The sequence below is a fragment of the Vibrio sp. 1167 genome (assembly GCF_033340375.1).
Taxonomy (GTDB): domain Bacteria; phylum Pseudomonadota; class Gammaproteobacteria; order Enterobacterales; family Vibrionaceae; genus Vibrio; species Vibrio alginolyticus.
On the sequence record NZ_JAWOWK010000006.1, the window covers coordinates 69,494 to 95,734 of the forward strand.

At 45.3% G+C, this 26,241-nt stretch carries 23 protein-coding genes; 11 read left to right on the forward strand and 12 right to left on the reverse strand.

Annotated features, from left to right (window positions below):
* Positions 1 to 2: 2 nt before the first annotated feature.
* Both imuA and R7Z78_RS14885 read right to left on the reverse strand, forming a co-directional pair.
* Positions 3 to 695 carry a translesion DNA synthesis-associated protein ImuA gene (gene imuA / locus R7Z78_RS14880; RefSeq protein WP_005372979.1) on the reverse strand — a complete coding sequence of 231 codons (693 nt, stop codon included), beginning with the start codon at positions 693 to 695 and terminating at the stop codon, positions 3 to 5.
* A gap of 129 nt (positions 696 to 824) precedes the next feature.
* Entirely contained in the window at positions 825 to 1,571 is a 747-nt protein-coding gene (locus R7Z78_RS14885) for a YciK family oxidoreductase (RefSeq protein ID WP_005372980.1), read from the reverse strand.
* Between the two features lie 254 nt (positions 1,572 to 1,825).
* On the opposite strand from R7Z78_RS14885, the gene sohB reads away from it, so the two are divergent.
* From sohB to R7Z78_RS14925, 8 genes are all read left to right on the forward strand, one after another.
* The gene (gene sohB, locus R7Z78_RS14890) at positions 1,826 to 2,887 is read left to right on the forward strand and encodes a protease SohB (protein WP_005385819.1); all 1,062 of its coding nucleotides are present in this window, start codon (positions 1,826 to 1,828) and stop codon (positions 2,885 to 2,887) included.
* Positions 2,888 to 3,095: 208 nt separating this feature from the next.
* The gene (gene cmk, locus R7Z78_RS14895; RefSeq protein WP_021033981.1) at positions 3,096 to 3,776 is read left to right on the forward strand and encodes a (d)CMP kinase; all 681 of its coding nucleotides are present in this window, start codon (positions 3,096 to 3,098) and stop codon (positions 3,774 to 3,776) included.
* Between the two features lie 110 nt (positions 3,777 to 3,886).
* A complete protein-coding gene (rpsA, locus tag R7Z78_RS14900; protein ID WP_005385817.1) occupies positions 3,887 to 5,557 on the forward strand; it encodes a 30S ribosomal protein S1 in 1,671 nt (556 codons plus the stop codon).
* Positions 5,558 to 5,770: 213 nt separating this feature from the next.
* A complete protein-coding gene (gene ihfB / locus R7Z78_RS14905) occupies positions 5,771 to 6,052 on the forward strand; it encodes an integration host factor subunit beta (RefSeq protein ID WP_005385816.1) in 282 nt (93 codons plus the stop codon).
* A gap of 281 nt (positions 6,053 to 6,333) precedes the next feature.
* Positions 6,334 to 6,630 (forward strand): LapA family protein, encoded by a 297-nt coding sequence (locus tag R7Z78_RS14910; RefSeq protein WP_005376663.1) that lies wholly within the window; start codon positions 6,334 to 6,336, stop codon positions 6,628 to 6,630.
* A gap of 18 nt (positions 6,631 to 6,648) precedes the next feature.
* Positions 6,649 to 7,824 carry a lipopolysaccharide assembly protein LapB gene (gene lapB, locus R7Z78_RS14915; RefSeq protein WP_005376665.1) on the forward strand — a complete coding sequence of 392 codons (1,176 nt, stop codon included), beginning with the start codon at positions 6,649 to 6,651 and terminating at the stop codon, positions 7,822 to 7,824.
* Positions 7,825 to 7,908: 84 nt separating this feature from the next.
* The gene (gene pyrF / locus R7Z78_RS14920) at positions 7,909 to 8,610 is read left to right on the forward strand and encodes an orotidine-5'-phosphate decarboxylase (protein WP_017821659.1); all 702 of its coding nucleotides are present in this window, start codon (positions 7,909 to 7,911) and stop codon (positions 8,608 to 8,610) included.
* Positions 8,611 to 9,109: 499 nt separating this feature from the next.
* A complete protein-coding gene (locus tag R7Z78_RS14925) occupies positions 9,110 to 10,948 on the forward strand; it encodes an extracellular solute-binding protein (protein ID WP_005376669.1) in 1,839 nt (612 codons plus the stop codon).
* 60 nt (positions 10,949 to 11,008) lie between these two features.
* Here the strand turns inward: R7Z78_RS14925 and R7Z78_RS14930 are convergent, their stop codons facing one another.
* The 10 genes from R7Z78_RS14930 to dsrO all read right to left on the reverse strand — a co-directional run bounded on the left by R7Z78_RS14930 (position 11,009) and on the right by dsrO (position 23,089).
* A complete protein-coding gene (locus R7Z78_RS14930; protein WP_005376679.1) occupies positions 11,009 to 11,248 on the reverse strand; it encodes a hypothetical protein in 240 nt (79 codons plus the stop codon).
* Positions 11,249 to 11,454: 206 nt separating this feature from the next.
* Positions 11,455 to 12,228 (reverse strand): hypothetical protein, encoded by a 774-nt coding sequence (locus tag R7Z78_RS14935; RefSeq protein WP_031778929.1) that lies wholly within the window; start codon positions 12,226 to 12,228, stop codon positions 11,455 to 11,457.
* A gap of 102 nt (positions 12,229 to 12,330) precedes the next feature.
* Entirely contained in the window at positions 12,331 to 12,909 is a 579-nt protein-coding gene (locus R7Z78_RS14940; RefSeq protein WP_017821657.1) for a membrane integrity-associated transporter subunit PqiC, read from the reverse strand.
* Complete coding sequence (gene pqiB / locus R7Z78_RS14945) at positions 12,909 to 14,555, reverse strand: intermembrane transport protein PqiB (RefSeq protein ID WP_017821656.1); 1,647 nt, start codon at positions 14,553 to 14,555, stop codon at positions 12,909 to 12,911. Before pqiB ends, R7Z78_RS14940 begins: the two co-directional genes overlap by 1 nt.
* On the reverse strand, positions 14,548 to 15,879 hold the full coding sequence (locus R7Z78_RS14950; protein ID WP_005376683.1) for a paraquat-inducible protein A: 1,332 nt from the start codon (positions 15,877 to 15,879) through the stop codon (positions 14,548 to 14,550). The genes pqiB and R7Z78_RS14950 overlap by 8 nt, the downstream gene beginning before the upstream one ends.
* 303 nt (positions 15,880 to 16,182) lie before the next feature.
* Positions 16,183 to 17,235, reverse strand: a complete 1,053-nt coding sequence (locus R7Z78_RS14955; protein ID WP_104975484.1) for a c-type cytochrome — start codon at positions 17,233 to 17,235, stop codon at positions 16,183 to 16,185.
* Between the two features lie 8 nt (positions 17,236 to 17,243).
* Positions 17,244 to 17,807 carry a c-type cytochrome gene (locus R7Z78_RS14960; RefSeq protein ID WP_372059261.1) on the reverse strand — a complete coding sequence of 188 codons (564 nt, stop codon included), beginning with the start codon at positions 17,805 to 17,807 and terminating at the stop codon, positions 17,244 to 17,246.
* 277 nt (positions 17,808 to 18,084) lie between these two features.
* The gene (locus tag R7Z78_RS14965) at positions 18,085 to 21,177 is read right to left on the reverse strand and encodes a tetrathionate reductase subunit A (RefSeq protein ID WP_104975483.1); all 3,093 of its coding nucleotides are present in this window, start codon (positions 21,175 to 21,177) and stop codon (positions 18,085 to 18,087) included.
* A 17-nt stretch (positions 21,178 to 21,194) separates the two neighbouring features.
* Positions 21,195 to 22,325 carry an NrfD/PsrC family molybdoenzyme membrane anchor subunit gene (gene nrfD, locus R7Z78_RS14970; RefSeq protein ID WP_104975482.1) on the reverse strand — a complete coding sequence of 377 codons (1,131 nt, stop codon included), beginning with the start codon at positions 22,323 to 22,325 and terminating at the stop codon, positions 21,195 to 21,197.
* Positions 22,322 to 23,089, reverse strand: coding sequence for a sulfate reduction electron transfer complex DsrMKJOP subunit DsrO (dsrO, locus tag R7Z78_RS14975; protein ID WP_104975481.1), 768 nt, complete (start codon positions 23,087 to 23,089; stop codon positions 22,322 to 22,324). The genes nrfD and dsrO overlap by 4 nt, the downstream gene beginning before the upstream one ends.
* 178 nt (positions 23,090 to 23,267) lie before the next feature.
* Here dsrO and R7Z78_RS14980 point away from each other — a divergent pair, with 178 nt between their 5' ends.
* From R7Z78_RS14980 to R7Z78_RS14990, 3 genes are all read left to right on the forward strand, one after another.
* Positions 23,268 to 25,100 (forward strand): sensor histidine kinase, encoded by a 1,833-nt coding sequence (locus R7Z78_RS14980; protein WP_042523068.1) that lies wholly within the window; start codon positions 23,268 to 23,270, stop codon positions 25,098 to 25,100.
* Between the two features lie 25 nt (positions 25,101 to 25,125).
* On the forward strand, positions 25,126 to 25,728 hold the full coding sequence (locus tag R7Z78_RS14985; RefSeq protein WP_033905719.1) for a response regulator transcription factor: 603 nt from the start codon (positions 25,126 to 25,128) through the stop codon (positions 25,726 to 25,728).
* 102 nt (positions 25,729 to 25,830) lie between these two features.
* The gene (locus R7Z78_RS14990) at positions 25,831 to 26,229 is read left to right on the forward strand and encodes a hypothetical protein (RefSeq protein WP_033905718.1); all 399 of its coding nucleotides are present in this window, start codon (positions 25,831 to 25,833) and stop codon (positions 26,227 to 26,229) included.
* Positions 26,230 to 26,241: the final 12 nt, after the last annotated feature.

A 26,241-nucleotide genomic window follows, 5' to 3' on the forward strand; every position in this document is an offset into this window, starting at 1 on the left:
CACTAACCTTGGTTCGCCAGTGGGAAATTGACCACAGTCGAGTGCACAGTTTCAGATGATGGTTTCACCAGTTGCGGATAATGGTGTTGGAAGCCGATACTAACGCTACCTCTATTCCAGCCTCCTTTCCTTTTCAGCACTTCAACATGAATCCCTTGCTCGTCGCCTTTCAGTTTTAAACTGAGTGACACAGGCAAAGACAAGCGGTTGATAGTATCTGTTTTAAGCATAAAGAGAGGGCAAGTACCTTGTTCACTCGCTACCTGTAAGCGTTTCACTTGGTGTATTTCAAGCTCTTCTTGCCATAACAAAACATTACTGCATACCCCACTTTTCAGACATTGCTCTGCAGCCCAAAGAGCATCTTTGGGGTGAGTTGGAGTAACAACCCACACTTGGTTTATATCCAACCCGATGTAGTGTAAAAACAGAGAATTCACTAGCGCAGGTGGTTGAATAAATGCGGTCATACCATTGGTCTGAGTGGCTTTTAAATAGGGAGCGAGCAAACGCAATTCACCAATACTACCAATAGATTCCATCTCCACTACGCCATGAGGTGGAAAGCCTCCGCCGAGCAAATCATCTAATTCAGAAAAACCGGAACTAGTCTGCAACTGCTGAGGATCTGCTTTCGTTAAATTTGCTTGCCAAACAAGGTGTTGGCTTTTTAAGTTCTGAATAATATCTTGCATAATAAATACCTGTATATATGTACAGTATATTTCTGTGGGAGAAAGTCGCAAGATTTTTATGAAGAGAGAAATGAAAAAAGGCAGCGTTTGCTGCCTTTTCAATCGATTATGTGAGGTAACCTGAATGAGTTATTTACGCTTCGGTTGAGCGTCGATGCACTGACCGTTCACATCGGTAACCGCAGGATCCATTAAGTGCAAATATAGCGGCATGATATCCAGTGGCGTTTTGAGAGTATTCGCATCTTCACCCGGATATGCTTTTTCACGCATGCGAGTACGAGTGGCACCAGGGTTAATTGCGTTAACGCGGATCGGTGTATCACTCAGCTCGTCAGCTAAAACTTGCATCATGCCTTCTACGGCAAATTTAGAGATAGCGTATGGCCCCCAGAATGCGCGGCCAGAGTGGCCGACAGTTGAAGAGGTAAAGATAATACGCCCAGCTTCTGATTTACGCATCACAGGCAGTAATGCTTGAGTCATTAGCACTTCGGCTTTCACGTTGATCTGCATGATATCGTCGAAGTCTTCCTCTTTGATTTGATCAAATGGACACAGCGAACTCAAGACACCTGCGTTGTGTAATAGACCATCCAAGCGACCAAACTGTCCTTCGATTGTCTCTGCCATATCAATGTAATTCTGCTGAGTTGCACCCTTGAGATCCAATGGAATGATAGCAGCTTGTGGATAGCCAGCAGCTTCAATCTCATCATAGATAGATTCAAGGTTTTGCACATTTCTACCCAAGAGAATAACAGTTGCACCGTGCTCGGCATAAGAAAGCGCGGCTTGACGGCCGATGCCATTACCAGCGCCAGTAACAAGAATGACTTTACCTTTTAGAGCATCAGCTGAAACGGAGTAGTTCACGGCGATAAATCCTTATTATTGTAAGAGGGTCCATGATAGTTAATTGACGCTAAAAAACGCCTGTTTCTCAATGGAAAATCTTGGTAATCGTGACAAGATGGTTACAATACACCAATTCATGTGTTATACCAATTCCAGAACTTTCGTTAGGTATGCTATCAATCAGAACAAGTGGTTACAAACCGCGCTGCCTTCTCGCTGATGTTTCTGCGTAACATACTAACGTCATCTGAAATGAGATAAAGGAGCTCTCGTTGGAATTTTTATTAGATTATGGTCTGTTTCTGGCCAAAATTATCACGGTGGTTGCTGCGATAATTGTTCTGCTCATTATTGCAAAATCGGCTGGTGGCAAATCGGGTGCGGCGAAAGGGGAGTTAGAGATTACCAACCTTTCAGAGCAACACAAACAATCTGTTGAGCAGTTAGAGCATCATTTGCATGACGATGCTTTCATCAAGGCTCGAGATAAAGCCGTCAAGAAAGAAGAAAAAGAGAAGAACAAATCTCGCGAGAAAGAAATCAAACAAGCGAGCAAAGACGGTTCATTAGATAGCAAGCGTGAACCACACCTATTTGTTCTTGATTTCAACGGTAGCATAGACGCAAAAGAAGTCGCGTCTCTACGTGAAGAAATCACCGCTATTTTGGCTGTCGCACGTGAAGGTGATGAAGTGTTACTTCGCTTAGAGTCTGGCGGTGGTATGGTTCATGGTTACGGCCTTGCCTCTTCTCAACTGGACCGAATCAAAGCTGCGGGTCTTCCTCTGACCATCTCTGTTGACAAAGTTGCGGCAAGTGGTGGTTACATGATGGCATGTGTAGCAGATAAGATTGTTTCTGCACCATTTGCAATTGTGGGGTCTATTGGCGTTATCGCACAAATTCCTAACTTCAACAAACTGTTGAAGAAACATGACATTGAGTACGAACAACTAACAGCGGGTGAATATAAACGCACGCTAACGATGTTCGGTGAGAATACCGATAAAGCGCGCGATAAGTTTAAGCAAGAACTTGAAGAAACACATGTCTTGTTTAAAGACTTCATCCGTGAGCGTCGTCCTAGTTTGGACCTAGACAAAGTAGCCACTGGTGAGCACTGGTTCGGTACACAAGCGAAAGAGCTTGGTTTGGTGGATGACATTAGTACATCTGATGATATCGTTGTTGCGGCATGCAAAGATAAAACCGTACTTTCTGTGCATTATGTGCAGAAGAAAAAGCTGGCAGACAAGCTAGCAGGTGTCGCGGGCAAAGTTGCTGACAGTGTGATCTTAAAGTTAGCTGAGCGTGGTCAAAAACCGATTGTTTAATCGAGCTTAAGTTCATGACATTTAAAACGGCGAGGGCAGAAGCTCTCGCCGTTTTTGTTGAACTTTATGTTTATTGATGAATCCAATTACGCATTAGGTGTAATGCTTTACACGACATTTTTCCTCGCTCCAAAGACTGATTACCCGTATAATGTGCGCCTCGAAAACCGAGCAAATTGCTGAAAAGAAACTATTGGTGGAGAAGAACATGTCCTCTCAAACTCCGGTTGTAACCGTAGATGGACCTAGTGGTGCAGGTAAAGGCACTTTATGTATGTTGCTGGCGAAAAAGTTGGGTTTCCAACTCTTAGATTCTGGCGCAATTTATCGTGTACTTGCACTCGCTGCGATTCACCACGGTGTCGACACCGAGTCAGAAGATGCTCTTGTCCCACTAGCAACCCACCTAGACGTTCAATTTATCGCGGAAGGTGACTTAGTTAAGGTCATTCTAGAAGGCGAAGACGTGTCAGGGGAGCTTCGCAAAGAAGAAACAGGCATGGCAGCATCTAAAGTTGCGGCTTTGCCACGTGTTCGTGAAGCATTACTACGTCGTCAGCGTGCATTTGAGACCGCTCCGGGTCTGGTTGCTGATGGTCGTGATATGGGCACAATTGTATTCCCGAGTGCGCAAGCAAAAATCTTCCTTGATGCGAGTGCTGAAGAGCGTGCAAATCGACGCCTTAAACAGTTGCAAGAGAAAGGGTTAGATGTTAGATTTGCTGACCTTTTAAGCGAGATCCAAGAGCGTGACGACCGAGATCGTAACCGCCCAGTGGCGCCATTACGCCCTGCTGAGGATGCGCTTGTGCTAGATTCTACGTCGATGACTATCGACGAAGTAGTAGAAAAGGCACTACAATATATCGAATCGAAGCTAGCTGAGTAATAATACTCGACTAGGCTAAGAGCGTTGGTCGCAAGGATGATGACTGGCGAATTTAATAACCCCATGCGGTAGGATACCCGTGGAAGTTTAATTTATTGAAGATTAATTAAATGACTGAATCTTTTGCTCAACTCTTTGAAGAGTTTCTAAACGAAACAGAATTCCAACAAGGCAGCATCGTTAAAGGTACTGTAGTAGCTATCGAGAACGGTTTCGTTCTTGTTGACGCTGGTCTTAAGTCTGAATCTGCTATCCCTGCTGAACAGTTCAAGAACGCTGCTGGCGAACTTGAAGTTGAAGTTGGCGCTGAAGTAGACGTAGCTCTAGACGCTGTTGAAGATGGTTTCGGTGAAACTCAACTTTCTCGTGAGAAAGCTAAGCGTCACGAAGCTTGGATCGTACTTGAGAAAGCTTACGAAGAAGCTGAAACTGTTGTTGGTATCATCAACGGTAAAGTTAAAGGCGGTTTCACTGTTGAACTAAACGGTATCCGTGCTTTCCTTCCTGGCTCTCTAGTAGACGTACGTCCAATCCGCGACACTGCTCACCTAGAAAACAAAGAGCTAGAGTTCAAAGTTATCAAACTTGACCAAAAACGTAACAACGTAGTTGTTTCACGTCGTGCAGTTATCGAATCAGAGAACAGCGTTGAGCGTGACGAGCTTCTAGAAACTCTACAAGAAGGTTCTGAAGTTAAAGGTATCGTTAAGAACCTTACTGACTACGGTGCGTTCGTTGACCTAGGTGGCGTTGACGGTCTTCTACATATCACTGATATGGCTTGGAAGCGCGTTAAGCACCCATCTGAAATCGTTAACGTTGGTGACGAGATCCAAGTTAAAGTTCTTAAGTTCGACCGTGAGCGTACTCGCGTATCACTAGGTCTTAAGCAACTAGGCGAAGATCCATGGGTAGCAATCGCTAAGCGTTACCCAGAAGGTCACAAACTAACTGGTCGCGTAACTAACCTAACTGACTACGGCTGCTTCGTTGAAATCGAAGAAGGCGTTGAAGGTCTAGTTCACGTTTCAGAAATGGATTGGACTAACAAGAACATCCACCCTTCTAAAGTTGTTAATGTTGGCGACGAAGTTGAGGTTATGGTTCTTGAAATCGACGAAGAACGTCGTCGTATCTCTCTAGGTCTGAAACAGTGTAAAGCTAACCCATGGCAGTCATTCGCTGAAGCACAAGCTAAAGGCGACAAAGTTACTGGTAAGATCAAGTCTATCACTGACTTCGGTATCTTCATCGGTCTAGAAGGCGGCATCGATGGTCTAGTTCACCTATCTGACATTTCTTGGAATGTTGCTGGCGAAGAAGCTGTACGTGAGTACAAGAAAGGCGACGAGATCTCTGCAGTTGTTCTAGCAGTAGACGCTGAGCGTGAGCGCATCTCTCTAGGCATCAAGCAAATGGAAAATGACCCATTCAATGCTTACGTTGCTGACAACAAGAAAGGTGTTCTAGTTAACGCTACTGTAACTGCTGTTGACGCTAAAGGCGCTACTGTTGAAATCGCAGAAGGCGTTGAAGGTTACATCCGTGCTTCTGAAGTATCACGCGATCGCGTAGAAGATGCTTCTCTAATCCTAAGCGCTGGTGATGTTGTTGAAGCGAAGTTCACAGGTGTAGACCGTAAGAACCGCGTAATCAACCTATCTATCAAAGCTAAAGACGAAGCTGACGAGCAAGAAGCAATGGCATCTATCAACAAGCAAGATGACAATGCATTCGGTAACGCAATGGCTGACGCTTTCAAAGCTGCTAAAGGCGAATAATATACTCGCTTAAGCAAAAAAGGAGCCGCAAGGCTCCTTTTTTATATTTGGTCATATTTAAGTAGTAATACTAATGACAGTAAACTATCTTAATAAAAGGCATTTCTTCATTGCGCATTTTGCATAAAATTTGTCTAGAATTGTCAGCAAGTGTTTGTTGGAATTAGTATTACTTACTATAATAAGTGATAAAGATACTCAAAGAGGGCAACTATGACTAAGTCTGAACTGATTGAAAGACTCTGCGCTGAGCAAACACACTTATCAGCGAAAGAGGTAGAGGATGCTGTAAAAGATATTTTAGAGCACATGGCCTCTACACTAGAGAGCGGTGACCGTATCGAGATCCGTGGCTTTGGTAGTTTTTCTCTTCATTACCGCGAGCCTCGCGTAGGTCGTAACCCTAAAACGGGCGATAAAGTGGAATTGGAAGGTAAATACGTTCCACATTTCAAACCTGGTAAAGAACTTCGTGAGCGTGTAAATATTGGTTAATGCACTCTTATTAGTTTGAAAAAAGCGGCATACGTTTGTGTATGCCGCTTTTTTGTAATGTATCCAAGTTAGTCATACATCCAAGATCGTTTACTAATCTAATTGTGGATTCAGCTGTTTTCTTTGCTGCTTTCTATACCCAAATAACTTTAACTTCTAAGCATGTCTACAAACTAAGCATCTTGAGGTTACTTGGGTATAGATTATTGCTAATATACGTAGTCTGAAGAAGCATTTTCCTGCATAATCTTACCGACTTACTCCTAGAAGGGTGATGTAACATGAAAATTATAAAAATCGTTGCTGTTTTAGCTCTCTTTTTAATTGCATTGGCGTTAGGTTCCCAAAACCAAGAGCTCGTGACTTTTAACTATCTTCTAGCAAAAGGAGAGTTCCACTTATCTACGCTATTAGGTGTAGTATTTGTGGTTGGCTTTGCTTTAGCGTGGGTTATCTTTGGTAGCATCCAACTGAAAACTCAGCTACAGGTCCGTCGTTTAAAGAAAAAACTGAAAAAGTACGAACCAACTGAATCAAACAACGCTGCTGATAAGCCAGCCATTGAAAAACAGGCATAAGGATAAGGCTTAACTTTAATGCTTGAACTACTCTTCTTGTTGTTGCCTATAGCTGCTGCGTATGGCTGGTATATGGGGCATCGCAGCGCTCAGCAAGACAAGCAGAAGCAATCTCATCAAATCTCTCGTCAGTATATGACGGGTCTTAATCTGCTGCTCTCTGACCAATCAGATAAGGCTGTCGATCACTTTATTGAATTGCTCCAAGTTGATAACGAGACCATCGATACTCACCTTGCGTTGGGTAACCTGTTCCGGTCTCGTGGTGAAGTCGACCGCGCAATCAGAATTCACCAAAATCTTATTTCTCGTTCAGGCTTAACACTGGACCAAAAGAACCTCGCCCTTCAACAGTTAGCGAAAGACTACATGGTCTCAGGTTTTCTTGATCGTGCAGAGAAAATCTTCGAACAGTTAGTCGAAGAGCCAGATTACAAAGAGGCGGCTCTTCAACAATTAGTGACCATTTATCAGCAAACACGAGAATGGGAAAAGGCGATTTATTACGCGAACCAATTGGCTAAGTTAGGTAATAAACGCTCAAGGATGCGTGCAAATATTGCCCATTTTTGGTGTGAAATAGCCATGCTCGACCAAGCTGATGGGAATACTAATAAGGCAATACAGCATTTTAAAAAAGCGTTAGCGGAAGACCCGAAGTGTGTTCGAGCAAGTATTGCTTTGGGACGAATTTATCTAGAGTCTGAAGACTATAAGCACACCATCAAATATCTGACAGGGGTACTTGAGCAAGATAAAGACTTTATCAGTGATGTCTTGCCAACTATTGCAGAATGCTATCATCATCTGGGCCAGGAAGATGAACTTGTCGAGTTTCTGCGAGCTTGTATTGATAAGAAAGCAGGCGTATCAGCCGAGTTGATGTTGGCTCAATTAGTTGCTCATCACGAGAACGTTGGGGCTGCTCAAGAGTTACTGACGAAACAATTGCTGAAAAACCCAACCATGAAGGGCTTCTACCGTTTAATTGACTACCACATTGCAGAAGCAGAAGATGGTCGAGCGAAAGACAGCCTATCAACACTACAAGCGATGGTGGGTGAACAGTTAAAAGTGAAACCACATTACCGATGCCGGAAGTGTGGATTTTCTACCCATTCCCTTTATTGGCATTGTCCGTCCTGTAAAGGATGGGGGACGATCAAGCCAATCCGCGGATTGGATGGTGAATAATTCTTAATGCAGCTGGCAGAGTTTCTGTCCGCTGCATTTTTTTAACTTTTTATTTAATAAGAACCAAAACAGTTAGGAGATGAAATGATCGACCAAAAAGTTATTGTCGCACTGGATTATGATAACCAAGCAGATGCACTTGCGTTTGTAGATAGAATTGATCCTGCGTCATGCCGACTAAAAGTTGGCAAGGAGATGTTTACGCTATTTGGTCCTGATTTTGTACGTGAACTCCATAAACGTGGTTTCTCGGTATTCCTAGATTTAAAATTTCACGATATTCCAAACACCTGTTCGAAAGCAGTTCGCGCTGCGGCTGAAATGGGTGTATGGATGGTGAACGTACACGCGAGCGGTGGTGAGCGTATGATGACGGCATCACGTGAAATTCTTGAGCCATATGGTAAAGATCGTCCACTTCTTATCGGTGTAACGGTACTAACCAGTATGGAACAAAGTGATTTAGCTGGTATTGGTTTGAATGTTGCGCCTCAGGAGCAAGTGATTCGTCTAGCAACCTTGACCAAAAACGCGGGCTTAGATGGTGTCGTATGTTCAGCGCAAGAGTCCTCACTACTGAAGAGCGAACTAGGCCAAGAATTTAAATTAGTGACCCCTGGTATTCGACCTGCTGGTTCAGAACAAGGTGACCAACGCCGTATCATGACGCCAGTAGACGCTATCCAATCAGGTTCAGATTATCTTGTGATTGGTCGCCCTATCACTCAAGCGTCAAATCCTGCAGAAGTGCTGAAGTCGATCAATGAGAGCTTATCTAAAATGTAAGCACTGTCTCGATTGTATGGAGAAAAGTGAGGCTAAGATGCCTCACTTTTTATATCGAATGAAAATACTGATCGCGGTAAACAACCATTCCTTTTAACCAGCTATGTCTGATCATTTACTCGCTGTAACTGGTATATCGGGGCCAATTGAGATAAAGGTTCTGCGGTTTATTCTGAGTAAAGTAGGGCTTGGTACTATGCTGATCACACTTTTGTAACATAACTCACTGTGATGCCTCGAAAATGCAATCATGTGTTATTGATGGCTTGCGTTACAAATATCTAAAGAATACTATGGCGAAGATGCATTCACTGCGTTGTAAGGTCTAGGATGACCTAGTGAAACTCTTTGAAATTAATATAGAAGCTGGCAGGACGTCACTTCATATTACGTTCCTATTATTTCCTATCTGCGTATTTTAAATCGCAGCTTTCTGTGAGCTTTCACACGCTGTCTTCCTTGTTACGACCTTAGTGCGCAAACACAACAAGGAAGAAACATGACTAAAAAACTGCCATTTTCAGTACTAGCAACACTGACCGCTGCCAGTTTTCAACTGAGTGCGGCAGAATTGCCAGCTGATATCGAATGGATTTCAAACAACAACGAACCTCTATTTGCCTCTGAAGAAGCGGTACGAGGTGGCACCTATCGCACTTACATTCAGAGCTTTCCGCAAACATTACGAAGTGTTGGTCCAGATGCGAACTCAGGTTTGCGCCAATACTTAATGGATGGTTCACCAAAACTGGCTCAGCGTCATCCAAATACTGGCAAATGGATCCCTCAACTTGCTAAGTCATGGGCATTTGGAGAGGACAACAAAACCGTATTCTTTAAACTCGACGAAACGGCCGAGTGGTCAGATGGTGAAAAAATTACAGCAGATGATTACGTCTTTATGATGAAGTACTACACGTCAAAAGACATTATCGACCCGTGGTATAACGACTTCTTCACAAACAGTATTGTGAGTGTTGAAAAAATTGATGACTACACGATCAAAGTCAATCTTGCTGTAGCTCAAAGTCATGACTCACTTATGGTTATGATTAACATGCCAAGTAATGGTTTTCAGCCTCGTCCTGAACACTTCTTTGAAGGAGAAAAGGACGCAAATAACGATGGCATGCCTGATAACTTCGTCAGAAAGTTTAACTTTAAATCTGAGCCAACCGCAGCGCCTTACTACATTGATCAAGTGAAGAAAGGTAAGAGCGTGACATTCAAACATGTCGGTGAAGATTGGTGGGGATACAACAACCGCTACTATAAAAACCGTTATAACGTTGAAAAGGTTCGCATTAAGGTAATTCGCGATCCTGATATTGCCATGAAGCACTTTGAGAAAGGCAACTTAGACTACTTTGAGATGGTGCTACCAAGCTTTTGGCATGACAAAACCAATAGTGATGTGTACAAAAAAGGCTATATCCAAAAGTACTGGGGCTTTAACGAAGCACCGCAAGGAGCAGGTGGTCTTTGGATGAACACAGCGATGCCGATGTTGGATAACCTAGAAGTGCGTAAAGGTGTTATGGCAGCCACTGACTATGACGGCATGATTGAAAACATCATGCGTGGAGATTATTCACGTAAACCGCATGGACTCGGCTTTGGTCATGGCGAATACGATGATCCTAACAATACACCGCCAAAGTTTGATGCTGATGCGGCGGTTAAACACTTCGAAAAAGCGGGCTTTGACAAAGTGGGCGCAGATGGTATTCGTATTAACGACAAGGGCCAACGCTTGAGCTTTGCTATCACCTATGGATACAACTCTTGGACACCGCGTATTGCATACCTGAAAGAGCAAGCGAAACTTGCTGGTCTTGAGTTCACGTTAAATTTGGTGGATGGCTCATCTGCGTTTAAATACATTCTTGAGAAAAAGCATCAGCTAGCGTTTTTGAATATGGGCTCTGGTGAGATCCCTGCGTATTGGGAATACCTACACTCGGATAATGCAAATCGACCACAAACGAATGCTCACACCAACTACAGCAGCCCTGAGCTAGACAAGTTAATTGAAGCGTATGATTCTGAGTTTGATCAGGAGAAGCGTTACGACTTGTCGCATCAAATCCAAAACTATGTCAGCAAAGCGAACATCATCGTTCCTGGCTACATGGTGCCTTATTCTCGAGTTGCTCATTGGCGCTGGGTTAAAATTCCTAAAAACGGCATGACAAAAGCGACAGAATGGGTGCTTCATCCAATGGATATCGGTAATTTCTGGATTGATAACCAAGTAAAAGAAGAGACAGAAGAAGCGATGGACGAGGGTAAAACCTTCCCAGAATTAACGGTAATTGATGATCGTTACAAATTGTAAATCAGTAGTTTAGATAGAAAATGATAGCCCCGGTAATGAATTTTATCGGGGCTTTCTTTTTTACTTAATAAGGTAAGACGCTTCTAAAAGGTAGGTTTTTGCATCACCAAGCAAAGAGAACGCTTTATCGATGGTTTTAAATCGATCATCAAGCGAGTCGCTTGATATCAGCTGGCTGAATGTTTGCAACGAGAAAGCTTCGTTTGCTTTGAAGAACTGATGTACGTTTTCAAGCTGCACTTTATGAATATGCTCCACCTTATTTAGGGCGGTGGTTAAATCGGAAATGTTAATCGACATTGCTATTCGGGAACCTTATCAACAAGACCTATATGAGGTCATAGAGTGGGGTTTTATATTTTGTGACAGAGAGTAGCACCGAAGAGCAATTTATAGTCTGATGAAGATCAATTTGCCTTATTTAAGCATCTGTAACGTGGCACTAGACGTGTACCTAGAGTTGGTACAAGTTACAACGCTTGAATATAGGCTAGGGTTCAACCTAATCAAAAGTAAAAGCCAAGTCCGACTAAAAGCCCTTGAGAAGCCGTATCATATTCAAATACCTCTTCATTTTTGTAATCGACCCAGGTCGACTTGTAAGCTAAGTTGAGATCAGACCATTCGTTAAAGCTATAACGAACACCAGTTTGAATGGCATAAGTGAAGTGAGTATCGTTGCCAAGTCCGGCGTCGATGCTGGCATGAAATCGCCAGTTTTCGCTCAATTCATCAATGAGTCGCAAGCCAACTAAAAAATCGACCCAATCTTCTTGTAATGACAGTCTATCTTCTAGTACCCGGTTGTCATTACGATACAGCTTGCCGGTGATGTCATTGTCCCACCAACGTAATCCAAACATATAATCCAGTTTACCAAATGAATATTGTTCGCGTTGGAATGCCTTTGCTTCTAGAACACCTTGCCGTATTTCGATGTCCGCACGATAACGAGCGTTAGGCAGAGCGCCCTTGATATTATTAACATCACCACTTAAGTTCATGAAACTATAATCTATGTAGTAGCCCCACTTACTTTGGTAAATACTCTCGAATCGCAACATCGCCCCAATATCGAGGTGGTCTACGATGAACTTAGGATCGACATCCACCTCTGATGAAAAGCGACCAATACTGGTATCCCCGTGGATATTCAGTCCTAGCATGTACACTTCTATGCTATTTCGCCAACGAGATTCTTGTGTCTCGGCTGAGAGCGCTACTGATGTAGGTAATACAAGAATGAGTGAGGAGAGTGATAGCAGGTTACATGGTTTCATCCAATTTCCTTTTCGGCTTTTCGTCAGCTTTCAGCTTAGTAGAAGTCGCTACACTCTGCATAAAAAAGGGAAGCAACTTGCTTCCCTGTAATTAACATTGACTTAGAGTTGTTTGGCAATGTCTGAGGTTAGGCTTTCTAAGCCTATGGATAAAGCGTTGACGAGCGCTTCATAGCCCTCATCTTGAAGCGGCTGAGAGATTTGTATTGGCGCGCTGTTTTCTACCTTACCTTCGGCATTAATGAGTAACCATTCCCCCTCAATTTCGATATTACCTTTGTAGCTGCCATTAAATTTATTTAACGTAAGCTGGAGTTTGGCTTCACCGCTTTGATCCAACAGATTATTCATTTCAGTCGGCCAGTAATGACTTTGCTTGTGACGTAGTTCCGCGACGACTCTCTGAGTGATTTGCTCAGAAATACTGTGCGCCCATTGATTGTGCTTCGCCTGAATAACTTGGGTCTCAGAGGTTCGATAAACAATGCCATTATCATTCAAATAACTTGCCAATGTCACTGGACGAACAACTAAAGTTGGGCGCTGAGCGATATCAGAAGAGCTCAGCGTCACTGGTTCCGCCTTAGGTAGAAGGTACATAGCTCCTTTAGTTTGCGGAGCGCTACTGCAACCCGTTAGACCGACAAATAGCGCGATAGACAGAAAGAATACTCGTTTCATTAGTTTTTGCCTTTAACTGGTATTGGGTCACTGATTTCATCTTCTCCAAACACGAGAGAGTTTGGCTTTTCGTTTAGCTGTTTAAGTACGGGTTTAAACTCTGTCATTACGCTTTCTAATTCTTTTAGCGTGGCTTCCATTTCGCTGTACATGGTTGAGTTGGGCCCATAACCATCGAGTGTTTTTTGTAATTGCTGTAAGCTTTGGCGAATATCTGTTGGGATCTCTTGCGTTTCTTTTTGATTCAAAAGTTTATCAATACTGTCCGCCACGCGTTCTGCTGAAGCTAACGTTTTTTCAGACGTTTTTAACGTTGAATTGAGAGAATCTAGCGTTTCTTCCATCGGTAAGTTATTAATCTTATTTAGGAAGTCGTTCACTTGGCGCTGAACCTGCGCAAAACCACCACGCATGGTTGGGAAAACATCTAAATCAGCAAACTTACTCGGGACGTAAGGCTCGTCATTTGGATAGAAGTCGGCGTCAACATACAGTGCGCCTGTTAATAAGTTACCTGTTTTTAAAGTACCACGTAGGCCTTTAGCAAACTCACTCTTCAATTTATCTTTTAACATTGGTAAAGATTGGGATTGGAAATCGCCATAAACACGGCCGAGCTCGATACGTACCAATACAGGGATTTTTTTCGCAGAAAAGTTCTCTTCTGGGGTTGGAAGTCGCATTGGTACACGCATCACAGTACCAATTCTCAAGCCTCGATATTCGACAGGTGCCTTACGTTTAAGTCCTCGTACCGATTCATCAAAAAGCATAACGAATTCAATATAATCATCGTACATACCTTCTCGAAGTTGTTTAATATCATCGTACAAGCGGAAGTTGACCATATTTTCAGTGAGCTGTTCACCGGATTCAAGACCTGGAACGGTATCGAAGGTAACACCACCCGTTAGCATGCTCTCTAATGAGCCAAACTTGACTTCGAACCCTTCAGCATTGAGCTGTAAATCTACGCCAGAATTCAGCCAGAACTTGGTACGAGTGCGCACTAAGCTGTCATAAGGCTTGAAAATAAAGAGTTGGTATAACGCTTTGCGAGTGTCAACATCAAAGCTAGTTTTCTCTACACGACCAACCGTAAAGCCTTTATAAATGACGGGGTCACCAACGCCTAGCTTACCAGCCTCGCGGTGTGTTAACACAAGGCGTAACCCCTCTGCATCAGGAGAGGCCACTGGGGGAACATCTAAGACCGTAAAGCGCTCTTTCTCTATCTTAGATTTACCCGGCTGAAGTTGGATATAAGCGCCAGAGAGCAAGGTCTCTAAACCTGAAACGCCATCACGGCCAATACGAGGCTTCACCACCCAAAACATGGTGTCATCTCGCAGCATGCGTTCTGCATCCTTGTTCATTTGTGCCTTAGCGATGATGTGATCGTAATTTTCACTGAGAGTGACTTCAGTAATCAGTCCGACTTTTACATTCAATGCTCGGATTTCGGTTTTGCCAACCTCAATCCCATCTGCGGTTGGCAGTTGGAGAGTAATTTGTGGGCCTGTACTGTTGATATATTGGAACAGCATCCACGCTCCCATGGCTAGCGCAAGGATCGGGACAATCCATATCGCAGAAATCTGCTTTTGCGGTTTTATTTGAGCGGTTACGTTGTTCTCATCACTCATATTTGGCTTTCTCGTTTAAGTTGTCAGAAATCGGCTCCTGCACTTCGTTTTGTGGCAATTGCCACAACAAACGTGAGTCAAATATCATTGCAGAAAGCATAGTAAAAATGACCACTGCCGCGAAAGAGAGCGCAGCAGGACCTGGATAAATCGCCATTAAGTTTTGCAGCTGAACCAGTGCAACTAAGATCGCGACGACGAAGATATCGATCATGGACCAACGGCCAATAAACTCAGTTATACGGTAGATCTTTAAGCGTGAAATACTCTCTTCGTGCGGAAGATATCGCGCTTTTTGCGCATTGTAATACAGCCACGCGAGTGCCAGCATTTTCGCCATTGGAATAAATACGCTAGCAAAGAAAATTACCATCGCAATAGGGTAAGAACCTAAATGCCAAAGCAATATTACCCCCTCCATGATAGTTGAACCTTCTGCATGTCCAAGGCTTACGGTGTACATCATAGGGTAGAGGTTCGCAGGGATATAGAAAATGATTGAAGCAAACAAAAGCGCCCAAGCTTTTTGTAAATTGTCTGCGGGGTTGTATTTGTGAATAGGGCTTTTACAACGAATGCAGTGTTGGTGTTTTTTAGCTTCAATAGGGTTGAGCTGGTGGCACGTATGACAACCAATATGGTTGTGGTTATGGTGCGTATCACCCTCTTTTACATCAGGTAGCTCGATAGCTGGAATAAAGTGCCCCCAGAGCCAGCTTTTGTCGACCATTGATATGCATTTGACTACCAGAACGGTATATACACAAAACGCCCAGAATGAAGTGCCCATTCCTATGTCTGCGAGGGAAGCGATTTTAATTAAGCTGACCAACACGCCAATCAAAAATACATCCACCATTAACCAAGGTTCGACTCGAAACAGAAGACGGCATAAAACTTTTGCCATTCGTTGCTGCTTTTTAGAGGGGGTATGTTTACGTGCTTTTAATGCTTCAAGGTGAAGAAAGAGAATGAGACCAACATAGATTGCAGGCAAAACGATAACTGTTGCGAGTAGCAGCACACCCAAAAGCACATTTTGAAACTCAGCCAGCATTTTGGCAGCGTGCAACAAGGTGATTTCTTGCGACAACCCTTGCACGCTGAACGACATAAAAGGGAAAGAAATGCTTAGCACTAACATGATCAAACATGCCGATGATATGGCGATCACGCTTTGGTAAGGCTTGGCATTCACTTTAGTCAGCGAATGCGAACATCGAGGACATTGTGCTTTTTGCCCCTGTTCGATATCGGGAATGCGAACAACAAGGCCGCACTCTTCGCATGAAATTAACTGACGGGAATTAGGTTGAATACTCATCGGGTAGGTTTTAGATTCATTTGCTTTAAGAATACTCTTTTTTCACTAGGCACGCTTGTTTTGATTCAGGAGTTTACGAGTTTCTTACTTTTGGCATTAGAGGATATGGGAGATCTAAGACATAAACGAAGTCACGTTTGGTACAAGATTTTACGGCGAAGATGAGTATGTTGGAAGTCGAAAATAATGTGATATTGCTTGTCTGTGGAGGGGGGTAATTACTTGTTTTTAAGGGTAAGTAACCCTGCCCAGATAATCTGAGCAGGGAAAAAGAGCATTTTATTTAAGGTGCTTAGTTGTACTTTACTTGACCGTTCCGCTCTTAAAGGCATTGGAGCCGACTTGCGTACCGTTGAGCGTTTTGCCGTAATAGCCTTGGTGCTGGTGATATTTCTCCGCGTTTGCGGTGACATTGCCTTTGAATCGAGGATCTTGTGGACGCTCATGGCTGTTGACGTATGCTGCGACATCCCAAGCTTCTTGCTCTGTCAGCTGTACACTTTTCCCAAGCGGCATGTTTTCGTAAATAAAATAGGCCGCTGTGTTAATCCGGTGCATACCTGCGCCCCAGTTATACGCATATTCGCCCCAAAGTGGTGGAATGTATGAATGGTCGTTGGTGTCTTTGATGCCTGAACCGTCGGCGCGATGGCAAGTTTCACAGTTCTTTTCGTAGACCAATGCGCCTCGCTCTATTGATGGTTCTTGCTCAGGGGCGGCGATTTTTGGGTAGCCACGCCCAGAGAGATTACCTCGCTTTTCAACTGGTAATGCTTGTGCGATGGCTTCGGGCAACGGAAAGTCTTTTGCTTTTCCACCAATTTGCAACGCTTTTGCGTCTAGCTCTGGAATGGGTTCATCCGCCATACCATGTTTGTCAAGCAAACCGCCCATCGCTAACCAGTAGGCGTAAGCACTAAGGGCAACAATTTCTGGCGAATCGTAAGCGGGCGCTTTACCGTTCATGGAATACTCGAAACAACCCTGGATACGGTCAGCATAGCTATTTACGCGATCGTTTTTCTTACGATATGCCGGGTATGCCATGTAAGCTGCCCACAGTGGCGCAGCGTTTGCTTTTCGTCCTGCCTCCATATGGCAGTTCACACAGTTTTGTTCGTTGCCAACGTATTTTCCGCGCATTTGTTGTGAGTTAGAAAAGAGCGAGTAACCGCGTTTTACTTGCTCACCAAATGCGGTGTTTGGGATTGTGCTGAGACCACGCGGTTTTAAGTATTCACCGTGCTTTTCTTTTTCTATCGAAGGTAGCTCTTTCTGGCGGTCCGGTAACAGATCGTTAGCTAATACGAGCGTAGAAATGAAAGGCAGTGCGAACAAAGAATAGAAACGTTTCATGACTGCTCCTAGTAACGTAATGAGGCAAAGTAGTAAGCAAGATTTTCGATCTCTTTGTCAGTGAGATTTTTTGCGATGGTCCCCATCATATTGAGCGGGTCGCCACTGCGAGTGCCGTTTTTCCATGCCATCAATTGCGTTTTTAAGTAATCAGCATGTTGGCTTGCGAGGCGAGGGAACTTGTCGACGCCCATACCGCTGGCTCCATGACAAGTTGCGCAAGCTGGAATATTTCTATCCCAATCGCCTTGGAAAATTAACTTACGATACGGGTTACGAATATCAGCTTGGTCGCCGCGTTGTTCTGGATTCGTGAACTCATAGCTCGGGAGGTTAGCAAAGTACTCCATAACTTCCTTACGGCCTGCGGGATCGCTGAGTTCCTTCGCCATGCCTTGCATGACCACATTTTGGCGTTCGCCACTAAGGAATAGTTCGATTTGAGTGTTGAGATAATTCGCGTTTAAACCAGCGATCATCGGCGCGATATTTGGCTGTCCCATGCCATCTTGGCCGTGACAACCGCTACATACGCTGGCTTTTTCCGGAATAGACGAGGCGCTTGCGCCCATAGTGGTTGCTAACAAACAGGCCACCACCACTGGAAGAATTTTTGACATGCTGACTCACTTTAATTTTTATTAATATGTCTAAGTGCTACTTGGTAGTCACTCGGACGATATTGTCGGCCTTGTCAATAATGAAAGGTATTGTGGATTTCCACATATTTAATAAGTGTAAATGGCCGTATTTGTTTTTATTGGTTGTTCTATAAGCTATAAAAACAAAGTGGTGAAGAGCTGCACAAATCGGCAGCTCTAAGTGGTAGAGACGTCTTAACGTGCGGCGTTACGCTTTGCGGATTTTGGCCGGCAAGGACTGACGTGCCGCCGCGCCCACTACCCAATCCAACAATACACCTTTACCTTCTCGGGTAGGATCAATTAAGCCAATGTCGTTAATGTTGACGCCATCTTGGCTGCGCGTTTTTACGGGTTGTTGTTTATCGCCGATCCAGTGCGAGCGTTGTCCTAGCTCGGTATGACCAAACCCATGTTCAAATCCGAGTGTGCCAGGGCGAATCCCGCTGACTATCATCGCAAGTGCTTTGGTGCTTGCAGATGGTGTCTCGATAACAAACTCATCACCCGTTTTAATGCCTGCGCGCTCGGCATCGATTGGATGGATGTACACTGGGTTTACGCCTTTAATCGAGTTCAACCTTGGCGATAGGTTGGATACCGCACTGTGAATGTTGGATTTAAAGTTCGTTAGGCTGAAAGGCCATTCTGAGCTTGGGAACTGGTCTTCCATTGGTGTGCCATCGGCCAGTTTTTGTGGATGCCATGTTGGGCAACCCGTGTAGAAATCACCGGTCATGGTGTTTCTTGCGCTGCCGACACGTTCATTCCATATCGCGACAGGTCGTGTCCATTTGTGCTTCATTTGCTCACCTTGATACGCTTCGGTTGCATTTTCAAAACGTCCACCGCGAGCAAAAATAAACGCCACACGTTTCATCTCATCCGCTGTCAGCGTCTTCTGCATGGCTGGCATTAAACGCTCTAGGCCGGACCACGCAATGTCTTCTGCCGAAACTTCAGGCACCCCGCCTTTCACATAAGCCAAGTTTGCCGCGGAACGTAAGTAGAAATCTTCAGCGCTGTGGAGAGCGTGCCAATTCCCTTGCGCATCTTGAATCGCGTTGTCACCAAAGCCGCCTAGTTGCATTTTCTTGGCGACATCAATCAAAAAGTTTTCTAAGCAAATTGAACGACCATCGGCGGTTTTCTCTGTTCGCGCTCCCACAATCGGCCAGCGAGCGGTGACGGTTTTCACCGGAACGTCGTGCCAAGGCGTTGCCATACCCCAGCTTTCGTAGGTGACCGTGTCCGGCACAATATAGTCCGACAATGCGGTGGTTTCGTTAATGAACGCATCAACAGACACAATCAAACCGAGTTGTTTTGGATCTTTAAGCTTGTCTTCCAGCAGCGCTTTCAAACCGGGTACACCATACATTGGGTTCGCCATGTGATTGATCCACGCTTTAACGCGGTATGGATAACCATCAATAGCCGCAGATAGGTGCTCTGTCAGCAGTGGCGCTGCAAACGGATACCAAGGTGCGCGAGTTGGGTAAGGGGATTTTCCTGCCTCAACGCGACGCTTGTATTCGCTGGTTTTGTGGTAGGGGAATTTACTGCGCGATAGAAAGACGCCTTTCGGGCCGACCTTACCCGCAAATTTGGTGAAGTCGTAACGAGGACCCGCAGCGGAAGTTGGGTAGCCACCCGCTTTGGCCATCGCGCCGCCTTTCATGTTGATATTACCAATCAATGCATTGAGCATCATGATGGTAAACGAGTTATAGAACCCATTGGTGTGCATGTTGCCACCGTGGGTATCGACCACCGCTTTTGTGCCGTAGCTGGTGAAGCGTTTCGCTAGTTCTGCGATTTGCTCAACAGGGATCTCACATTGTTTGCTGTAGAACGCAAGGCTGTATTTGAACGCCTCTTCTTTGAGCCTTTGTAGAGACGATTTTACTCGTACTTCGCCTGATGCAAGCGAAACCGTTTTATCGACAAACAGTGCCGCTTCTTCTGTCTGGGTATGCACACCAAATTCGCCGCTTTGATCATCCACGATGACGTACGGGTCGGAGTCAGACAACGCTTCGCCCTCGAATGGCAGATTCAAGTCCGACGCGCGTAAAAACGTGCCGTTTCTCGGGTGCTGATTATCGCTTATCACAAGATGCGTAGCATTACACCAGTGCGCGGTGCCGGCTCGTTTCATCGCGTTTGCCCCCGGCTGCGCCAAGAAGGTTTTGTTGTAGCGTTGGTTTTCGATGATCCACTGGATCATGCCAAGCACGAGGGCAGAGTCGGTGCCCGGTTTGATTGGTATCCAGCGGTTGTTGTCACCGGCGGCCAAGCTCGATGAACCCGCCGGCAAACTTGGTGTGATGATGGTGTATTCCAAGCTGCCTTCTGTTCGCGCATTGGCGAGTTGGCGCGCCTGACGCTTAAAAGGGTTACCCGCTTGAGCTGGCGACATACCGATGAAGATGATGTATTCCGCATTATCAAAATCTGGCTTTAAGTGTGCGTTCTTATCTAAGTCGTTCATAAATGCGCCGCTGCCAGCACGAAATGCATAGCCGCAGTAAGAGCCATGATGCCCAAAGTTACGTGTACCATAGCTGTTGAACGCGAAGCGTTTGAATATGTCGTCTCGGCCTTCGTTACCGGCGTTGGTCATTAACAATTGGTTGGCTTTCGGTCCATATTCTGGGTTTTCAGGATCTACGGGCGTTGTTAAATCGCGGATGTCGCGTAAGCCATCAATATGGCCTTCACCAAATAAATCACCACCCTCTACGACTTCTTCTATCAATTGCTCGTAGCTGATCGGAATCCATTTTCCTTCGCCGCGTTTTCCAACTCGTTTCAGTGGCTGAGTAATGCGGTACGGGCTGTTGCGAATTTCTAGCATCCCATTGCCACGTGCGCATGCTGTTGAACGACCGTCAAGGCCCGCTTCTCCTGCCAAACTTAAATAAGCATCTTTGACTGGCGTTTCGAACGGAATGTTTTGCTGATGAGAGAGTGGGTGATATGGGTTGCCAGTAATACGCAAAATATCGTCGCTGCGGTTATCAATGCGTACACGCAATCCGCACAGTGACCAACAACCAAAGCACATCGATGGCGCAACGCGCTGATTTGGATTAGGGATTAGGTTGCCTTTGCTGTTGACCGTGTACTCTGGTTCAAGCGAGTTACCGTGGTGAATATCACGCGTTTTTTCTCCCGCAGTGCCTTCGAGCGCACCCTCGACTATGTGTTTGGTGGTGGTAGCGTAACCCGCAGCGAATGCGCCAAGCCCACCCACTGCAATGCCTGATTTCAAAAACTGACGGCGTTTGTTATCCATGATGAAATCCTCTTTGATTAGCGTTCAGTTAAGGTGAGTGATGAGGCTTTTACTTCGATCTTTTGTTTTGACTGAACCAGCTCCGAACCGAGCAGTGCCAGTGCAAGCCATAATCCGAGCATGCCGATAATGCCTATCCAGCCATTTCCATCCATAGTGAGTTGGTATGGATACAGCCCTGCATCGAACTTGGCGATGGTTTGCACTTCCATGATGGTAAACCAGCGAATCAGCCATGCACTTGCCAGTGCGGCAGCAGACACAAAACTGAGCCCTATGACGTGACGAAATCTGGCTGATGCGGACTTTTTGGTATCGCGCAAGAAGATGAAAGCGAGCAAAACACAACCTAAAACGACAAAAGTGAGCAGGGCAATGTTGTGCATCCATTGTTCGCTAGAATAGAGCGAAAATGCGGAATTGTTGGATGCCCAAATCGGTAGCAGTATCAGCGTTAATACACCGCTGGTAACCACTGATTTTTTAAGTAAATTAGTATCGCCAGATGTCAGCGTCTTTGACTGACTAGGCAGCAAGAGCCAAATCAACAGAGAAAATCCGACCGCGCCCATAAATGCAGTGACAAACCAAAGAATTGGTGACGCGGGTTGGTGCCATAAAGAGCGCGATTTAACGACTGCAATTTCAGCGCCTGTGTAGACTGCAATGGTGATGCCTGATAGCACCGTGATAACAGATACCATAAGCATGAATCTACGAGAGAGCGCCCAGTCACCCAGTGACAGCTTTGAAATTAGAGGCAGTACTTTCCCTGGCTGATTACGTAAGTTGATCAGATCCTGGCGGAGATACAGCCATGCAGTCACTACCGCTAAACCTGAGAAAACAGGCAAGAAAAGCGACCCTAAAGACATCCATGACCACGGAGTGATGTGTGCGTAAAAATGCCATGCGCGTCCCGGTTGGTGAAGGTCGCCAGTTAACGCTAATGGCCCCACGATGGCGCCGATGGCCAGCGTCAGAACAAGCGCAGCGCGCAGTCTGTGACTGGTGTGTCTTTCAAATAATAGGGCGATTAGGAATAAAACAGCAGCCGCATAAGCCGAACCGATGTAGAAGAAATACTGCACCGCCCACGGGAGCCAAGCCATCGCTTGAGGTTGGACTAACACTTCGGTGATGTTCATGCGCGATCTCCTTGTGGGTCGTAAATAGCAGGTTGTCCGTCGATGTGGCTGGTGAAGCGTTCATCCATGCCGATGTAAAACACGTGTGGCTTGGTCTCTTCGTTGGGTTTTAGCACTTTGATGTCGTCTTGGTGCTGCGCAATTAAGCGGCGGACTTCACTTGATGGATCATTCAAATCACCAATTACACGTGCTCCGCCAACACAGGTTTCCACGCAGGCAGGTAATAGACCTTGTTCTAGACGGTGAGCGCAGAAGGTGCATTTGTCTGCGGTGAGGGTGTCCTCATTGATAAAACGCGCATCGTAAGGGCAAGCCTGTACGCAATACGCGCAGGCGACACAGCGACTGTTATCCACCATGACGATGCCATCTTCGCGCTGAAAGGTCGCTTGAACCGGACACACAGCCACGCAGGGTGGGTTTTCGCAGTGGTTACAAAGGCGAGGGAGCATAAAGGCTTTCGCTTCTCGCGTGGCTGTAGAGCCATCATCTAACGTAACTTCGTATTGCTTTACGGTGGTTCGGAATTGACCGATAGGCACTTGGTTCTCGATGCTGCAACCCACAGTGCAAGCCTGGCATCCGACACATTTACGCAAATCCACCACCATGGCATAACGCTTGCCGACTTGTCCTTTTCGGTCAGCGGACTGGTTATTTCGAATAATGTTTCCCGCAGTTGCCGTGCCAATGCCTGCGGCTGGAATTAACGCGGCTCCGGCTGTGACCGCGCTGAGAAAGCGACGTTTGGTGGAATCCATAACTCACCTGCTTTTTTGTTGTATTTGAATTGACTGATTCCATTGTGAGAAATGCGCCGCGAGGCTTATATTGTGGATTTCCACATACCCAGATCAAACTTGATCTAAAACAAATGTGGTTTAGGGAAGGTAGCTGTTATTCTTGTCGTACTCTCTTGACGGAACGATTCGACTCATCATGAAAAAAGCACTGTGGCTTCAGCTTTGGATTCTTTGCTTAGTTGCCTTTGCATCTTTGGCTCAGGGCGCAGTTTCTGAACAAGCAGATCTGCAAGGAATGCAAGAGCAAAAAGCAGAGCAGCCACAGGCCAAGCAAAAAGTCGAAGTGGGCGTGTTAGCGATACGTGGTCATCTTTATGCTGAGCAGAGATGGCAACCGACCATTGATTGGCTCAATCAGCAAATTTCCGATGTGCATTTTGTCCTTCATCCCCTTAACTTGGATGAAATGGGCGAAGCGGTGAAGTTTCAGAAGATAGATTTCATCTTAACCAACCCAGGTCAGGCAGTGCGATTGGGCAGGCAATACGCGCTGTCGTGGATGGCAACGCTAACCAGCAGAGCACCACAAAACTCGAATTACGGCATTGGTTCGGCGCTTGTGGTTCGAGCCAATTCAAGTTATCAAACGGTGCAAGATGTCTCAGGACGTCCCGTTGCAGCGGTATCAGAAAAAGCCTTTGGTGGTTATCTCACGATGCGCTATCAAATAGTCAAAATGGGTCTTAATCCAAACGATTTCTTTTCTGATGTCCGCTATCTTGGTTTTCCTATTGATGCCAACCTGTATCAACTACGTGATGGCAATGTGGAAGCGGCCGTTGTCCCTGCTTGTTTATTGGAACAGATGCTAAGTGAAGGGCTTTTACAACCGAGTAATTACCGAGTTTTAAATCAACAGCCGAACGAGCGTTCGTTATGCGCTGTTTCCACACCGCTTTATCCGAACTGGTCATTTGCCAAAACAGAGCGCGGCTCATCTCAGATTGCCAAACAGATTGCGCAAGTATTGTTAGCGATGCCACCTGAACACCCTGCGGTTATTGCGGCAGGCGCGTCAGGTTGGACGTCCCCCGTCAGCTTGCTGAGTATCGACAAACTGTATCAGGCGTTGGATCTCCATCCGTTGCAACAACCTTGGTGGAGTGAGGCTCTACGCTGGCTGCGTAGTCATCAAGAATGGGCATGGGCGCTGTTCATGTTTGTGATTGTGTTGAACGCGTACCACTTTTGGCTTGAGTATCGATTTAGCAAGAGTAAGCAAGCGTTGGAGCAGACATCGTTACGATTAAAAGAGAAAAGTGAACAGTTAGAACATTCACAAAGGGTCGCGATTGTCGGAGAAATCGGCACTAGTCTTGCTCATGAACTCAATCAGCCATTGGCAGCCATTCGCAATTATAGTGAAGGCGGTTTACTTCGCTTGGCCAAAAAACGCCCACATGAAGATATTGTCCCTGTACTTGAGAAAATACAGGGCCAAGTTGAAAGAGCCGATGCAATTATTCAGCGATTAAGAACGTTGATTCGCAAGCGCAGTGTCGACAAAACGTCGTGCGATCTTCAAGTACTCATTGATGACACGATTGAGTTGCTCCATTTTAGAATGCAGAAGCAAAACATTTCTATTGTGGCCAGTACAGAAGGGAACATTCGTCCGTTACTTGTCGATGCAGTTGGCGTACAACAGGTTTTAGTTAATGTGATCAGCAACGCGATTGATGCGTGTACTTTGTTCCAAGAGAAATATCACTCATCAGGCTATCAAGGTAAAATTGCCCTGCATTGCGATTACCAAATCAATCAACTCTCTATTCGAGTGTTAGACAATGGTACAGGGTTGCAGCAAGAGAATCCGACTCAAGCGTTTGTGAGTAGCAAAGAAGAAGGGCTTGGGCTAGGGTTAGCCATTTGTCGCGATGTGATGGAAATGCATGGTGGCGAGTTTGTCATCAGCTCGACAGCACCACATGGTTGTTTGGTTGAGCTTGTGTTTCCATATCAAAACTAATCTGAACTAGGCATAGGAGCATTCAATGAGCAGCGGTGAAAAGCAGCTACCTGTTTTTGTAGTCGATGATGATGAATCGGTGCGTGACTCGCTCGCTTTTATGCTGGAAGAGCATGAGTTCAAGGTGACGACTTTTGCTGATGGGCAATCTTTTCTCGATAAAGTGAACATTCATCAGGCCGGATGCGTGATCCTTGATAGCCGAATGCCCAACCTTCGTGGTCAGCAAGTGCACCAAGTTTTAAATAAAGCCAACAGCCCGTTAGCCGTTATTTATCTGACAGGGCATGGTGATGTCCCGATGGCGGTCGATGCATTGCAAGCTGGGGCGGTCAATTTCTTCCAAAAGCCAGTCAAAGGCGATGAACTGGCACGAGCCATTTTACAGGGACAGGCGCAGTCTGCCACAAACCTCGATATGGCAGCAGCTAAATCGGCTTATGAATCGCTCACACCTAGAGAAAAAGACATTTTACGTTTGATCATTGAAGGAAAGCGCAACATTCGTATTGCTGACGAACTTTGCATAGCAATGCGAACGGTTGAAGTACACCGAGCTAATCTATTGAAGAAGTTCTCGGCAAAAACCGTCGCAGAGTTGGCATATATTTATGGCAAGCTAGATTAAAGCTTACCGAGTGAAGCCTCTTAAGGCTATTTAGAGGATACAACTTGAGCTTTATGACGACTCGCGTATTATCTTCTTCGTTCTTACTTTATCTGAATTCTTATGAGTTTGTTGACTAAACGACATCACACGCCACATAAGCGGGCAAAATGGCTACTGGCGATTATTGGCTGGGTGGTCGTTGTGTGTCTGATGCAAAATTCAGGTTTTGCCTCGTCATGCTCTATGAAATATGAGACGGAATCGCCCGCGGTTTCACTTACTGATGAGCGTTCGAGCGTCAAGTCGATTGATACTAAAGAAACCAGCAAGTGCGAATTGTCTGAAAAGTTAATTCAGTTTTCTCAACATCAACTCGATGTATTTATTGTTGTTCTGTTTGTGGGTCTTTTTGCTTCGGCAATTTGGTTGTGCAGTGCCTATATTGGTGCGCAACATTGGACGGAACCGATAGGCCGTAAGTATCGAGTCCATCTGACTTTCTGTGTGTTCCGAGAATAAAAGCGTGCTTTC